This is a genomic window from Arenibacter amylolyticus (genome assembly GCF_002150785.1).
Lineage (GTDB): Bacteria > Bacteroidota > Bacteroidia > Flavobacteriales > Flavobacteriaceae > Arenibacter > Arenibacter amylolyticus.
This window is the reverse complement of sequence record NZ_MTAZ01000075.1, coordinates 1-4,867: the sequence shown is the minus strand read 5'-3', so window position 1 is coordinate 4,867 and position 4,867 is coordinate 1. Positions and strand designations below refer to the sequence as shown.

At 34.7% G+C, this 4,867-nt stretch carries 3 protein-coding genes and 1 pseudogene; 3 read left to right on the top strand and 1 reads right to left on the bottom strand.

Annotated features, from left to right (window positions below):
- Together BV214_RS16295 and BV214_RS16290 are read left to right on the top strand one after the other, a co-directional pair.
- The coding region (locus BV214_RS16295; protein ID WP_217868847.1) for a hypothetical protein at positions 1-333 on the top strand (333 nt) is incomplete at its 5' end.
- 104 nt (positions 334-437) lie between these two features.
- Positions 438-1,601, top strand: coding sequence for a 6-bladed beta-propeller (locus BV214_RS16290; RefSeq protein ID WP_086478559.1), 1,164 nt, complete (start codon positions 438-440; stop codon positions 1,599-1,601).
- Positions 1,602-2,063: 462 nt separating this feature from the next.
- Here the strand turns inward: BV214_RS16290 and BV214_RS16285 are convergent.
- Positions 2,064-3,226, bottom strand: a pseudogene (locus tag BV214_RS16285) (IS3 family transposase).
- 1,281 nt (positions 3,227-4,507) lie between these two features.
- Here BV214_RS16285 and BV214_RS16275 point away from each other — a divergent pair.
- Positions 4,508-4,801 (top strand): hypothetical protein, encoded by a 294-nt coding sequence (locus BV214_RS16275; protein WP_086478557.1) that lies wholly within the window; start codon positions 4,508-4,510, stop codon positions 4,799-4,801.
- Positions 4,802-4,867 lie beyond the last annotated feature (66 nt).

Below are 4,867 nucleotides of genomic sequence, written 5' to 3'. Positions count from 1 at the left end.
AAATTAGCAAAGCTAGCGGCAGCTGGCTTATTTTTAGTGGCGCTAGTTATCAATGTGAAGGTAACCTTAGATGACCCTTTTGTGATGCTTAGTGAACAGGCTATAGCCACGGGAACAGGCTCTGGAGGGGGATCTGGCACAGCATCTGGTTCTGGAGGTATATATGAAACAAAACAAACTATTGTCATTGAAACCACAGAGACAAAAATAATCGATGGTAAATCTTGTGCCCGTTCACGAACAGTTACTACCGTAAAATGCTTAGGTGAGGGAAACCTGCAATGTGAGTTTAACGTTGGGGCGACACCATGGAGTGAATATTCCTGTCCTTAGAAAATAGGTCATAAGATGTGAAATTAATCGTTCCGTGGATTTTATTATTTTACGGAACGATTTGCAGAAAATAAAGGAATACTAATATTAATAAAAATACTCCTATGAAATATAATCTAATTTATATCTTTATGGTGTTTACAGGTTTGAGTTCATGCAAAGAATCAGTAAGATTAGAAAATACCGAGTTCATATATGTTAATCTTGAGGAAAAGGCGGCCAAAGGTAATTTTGATGACTATTTTTCTACATCAAAAATTATCCCATTGGAAACTAAAGATGGTTCAATTATTGGCAATATAGATAGGATGAGTCTATATAATGATAAAATTTTCATTCTGGATAAGCAATCAAATAGTGTGTTAATTTTTAATAACCATGGTAAGTTTATAAGCAAAATACAAAGTTTGGGCAAAGGTCCTGAGGAGTACGATAGCTTAACAGACTTTGCCGTTGATGAAGAAAAAGAGCAAATTATCCTGTACTCGGATAGACCTTATAAGTTACTTATTTACAATTTTGACGGCAAATTTATCGAAGAAAAAAGATTAAATAATTTATATTTTAACGTTGGATTTGCAAATAGTAAAATACTATTACTTAACAAGTATATAAAAAGAAAATATCTTCTATTTGAAAGAGAACTTGATTCGGATGATGAAAAAGGCTTTATTCGCACCAATGACAAAGATAAGTTTTTTAATGACTTTGGAGGTATGGGTACACCGAATATCATAAAGAACAATAATATTCATATTAGTTTTCCTTACTCGGAAATTGTATATGAATATAGTGAAGATGCTATTGATCCTAAGTATTATATTGATTTTGGAAAGTATAAAATGCCTAATGAAATATACAAAAAAAGGAAAGATTATTCTAGTATAATTGACTATTCCAAAGAGAACAATTATGGTTTCGGAATCTCTAATTTCCGGGAGAACGATGATTATATTACGTTTAACTTTTATTATACCATGTTGGTTATCTACTCGAAAAAAACTAAAAAAACAGAAAGGATCAGTCTGTTGATTAACGACGAAGATTCAATTCCTTTTTATAATTACTTTGCCCATGATGGAGGCAATAACAAACTCATTTCGATATATCCTGCACCATCATTCAAACGACAAATGAGTACATATAAAGAGGAAAAAGAACCTTGGAAAAAAGTACCGAATAACATTAAAAAAATAGCAGAACAGATTTCAGAGACAGATAATCCTTTACTAGTTGTATACACTTTTAAAAATGAAGATTTTAATTAACGTGTGTCAGTCTTATTTATGGGAGTTAACCGCTGATTTATTATTTAGAACACGATTATTGAATTAAAGGAAAGTTTTTGAACTGATGTCTAAAATTCCTGGTTTAGGCAATACTTTTCAAAGGAGCGTAATGGTCGACTATTGGTTTTTTTCATTTCTTGTAATATAAGGTATAGGTCTGGTTTCGGCTTAAATTCAATTCACCTATTGGCTTAGGCTGGCCGCGAACAACAAAATTAGTAGGGGAATGTACTGAGCCACCAACTTCTAAAAGGAAGCAATAGTCTGAATATTGCATTTAGACTTTCCGCTGACCTATTTTTTCAGAAGAATCAATTACAAAAAAGGAAGGCTACGGCCATAAGTGCCACAGCAAGAAAACTTTCCGTAATTATTTGGAACATGTTCACAAAAGGAGTTCAATACAATCTGGATTACCTACTAAATTTGGGACTAATTTTTTCAAGCCACTTTTTTAGAAAACCCTCTTAGTTTAATTTCCATTTCTAAAGGAGAGAGATACCCTAAACTAGAATGTAGCCTTTCGTTATTATACCATGTTATATATTACTTTATTGATTCGAACAATTGGTCATGGGAGGTGTATTTAAACCTATACAGCCATTCATGTTTAATCGTTTTGAAAAAGCTCTCCGCAACAGCATTGTCCCAACAATTTCCCTTTCTGCTCATTGACCGTGTTATTTTTTTATTATAAGTGAATAGATCGGTCATTTTATTCGAGGCATACTGCGCCCCTCTGTCTGAATGAAAGATGAAGTCATTGCTGATCGCCCTTGTCCGACATGCATCCAACCAGGCTTTCATTACGGTGTTTCGAACGGTCATATCCTCACTCAAGGCCCAGCCCACTATTTTTCTGTCGGCAAGGTCCATGATCGTGGTTAAGTAGTTCCATTGATCACCAACACGAATATATGTAATATCCGAGACCCATTTCTTCCCTAGTTCCATAGTGGCAAAGTTTCTGTCAAGGTTATTGTCAGCGACAGGGAAGGAATGCCTGGAGTCCGTTGTCACCACGAATTTTCTTTTTAGCACGGATCTCAGCCCCATTTCCCTCATCAGTAATGCTATATAAGAACGGGAATAAAATAGTCCTTCCCGTTCCAATTTTTGCTGGATACGATAGCTACCATAGATTTCCATGCTCTGTCCAAAATGGAATCGAATCCTTTTTTTCAGTGTCATGGTTGCTGTTACCACCCTTTCCACATCTTTGTTTCTAAGCCAATGATAATAAGAATTCTTGCTGACTCTCATGCATTTACACATCTTCCCGACAGGGTAGCAATCTTTATTCCTTAGAATAAAATGATATATTACGTGTCGCTCTTGGAGAAGATGCTCACCGCCTTTTTTAATATATCACGCTCCATTTTAACCTCTCTCAGCTCTTTCTGCAAGGCCTTGAGTTCCTGCTCCTGCGGGGAAACCTCTCTTTTCTTGTCAAAATCCCCCGATTTAGCTTCATATTCCCTCTTCCATCGACGTATCATACCATCGTTCAGACCATAGTCCTCACTAATCTGTTTTGCCTTTAATCCAGATTTTAATAGATCAACTATCATAATCTTGAATTCATTATCATACTGTTTTGCCATAGTTCAAATATACTTATTACGGACTTAATAAATTAGTACCATCAAAGGTAGACACTCGAATTTTGGGGCAAAGCTAGATGCAAGCAATCAAGTTAACAATATGTGTTTGGTGGGATGCATACCTTGCAACAACGCTGAATGGAAATACTATACGCCATCCTAATATCCTTGACCATCACGAGCTTCTAAGACGTTCCTAGAACTTGTTTTTAGAACCTCCTGTGAAATCTGTTTGTAAGGCTGAAGTCCACAACAAGTTTCTTCATCTTCGAATTCTCTTCCTTTTAATTCTCTAGTTTTATAAGTATCGAGATCCCCAACCCGCCTTATTTTATTCTGCCAAGGATAAAATTTGCCCCACAGATGCCCAGTTTGCGCATATCTCACGAAAACGGCGCCCTGTTTCCAACTCGTTGATCGAAAATACGATTTGCAATTCAGAATATTTTGAACGTTTCATAAGCAAATAATCTATTTTAAGTTTATCATTTATTTGTCTAAAATCCACCTCTACTTTTAAATAGTCTGGTTTTAACGGAAGGATGTCAAAAGGGGAAGACAGCAACAACTTAACCTCGCAAGATGTTAATTTACAGAAATATGCCAGTCACACTTAATACATGGATTTAACCAATAAAATTTTACACAAACAACATTACAAATCAAAACTACACTTTTGTGTAGTCAATACCTCACTTTTAATATTTAACTTGGCCTTAACATTTTTATGAAAAATTGTCAAGACGTAGGCAATTTTTTTTTATAAAATATCAATTCGATTACAATCATTTAGAATAATCAACATTCTAAATATACGAATTGGATATGCAAACCAAAGTTGAACTATAAGTCATAGTAACATATTTATAAATAATTAACCATCACCTTCAAAATAGGAAGTAAACATTAATATTGAAACTTATATCAGCAATATATCCAATACTTATGATAGGACTTATAGTTTTATCTTGTACTGTACTTTGTATTTTGAATAGTGAAAAAGGACATAATTGGGGAGGTGATTATTCACTATACATACATCAGACGAAAAGCATTAATGAAAATAGAAGTCATCAATTAGCCATCGCTAATAAATATGTCGTAGAGAATTCGTCAGTTCATTCGTTTAGCCCTACTCTTTATCCTTGGGGATTTCCATTACTACTAACACCTATCTATACCATTTACGATGACGATTATACCGCATTTAGATTTTTAGAAGTTATTTTTCTGGTTTGTGCTCTACTCATGATATTTCTATCATTAAGAACTAATAGTTCAATGAAGCAAACTATTAGTTTGTTCTTTCTGGCATTTGGTTATGGGGTTTATGCCATAATAGTAATGGTCTTAGGCTTAACGGTTTCTGGTTGGGCCTCTATTATTGCAGCCATTGTATTCTTGTCGGGCTTACAACTTGTGGTTTTAGGGGTCATGGGCGAGTATATAGGGAAGCTTTACCTAGAGAACAAACAACGCCCCCATTATTTAATTTCCAAAACAAATGTGAACGGAACCAGTTCATTGCTGGATTCTTATAAAACAAGAAAGGAGGGCAGCAGTGTTCTAATATAAAGGAGAGTTCAAAAATACTTTGGTTTGCGTATAAACTATTAACGGAGACTTAAGGCGTGTTCCATA

Coding starts and splice junctions, on each gene's coding strand:
- BV214_RS16290 (WP_086478559.1), top strand. CDS start 438: ATGAAATATAATCTAATTTATATCTTTATGGTGTTTACAGGTTTGAGT.
- BV214_RS16275 (WP_086478557.1), top strand. CDS start 4,508: ATGAAGCAAACTATTAGTTTGTTCTTTCTGGCATTTGGTTATGGGGTT.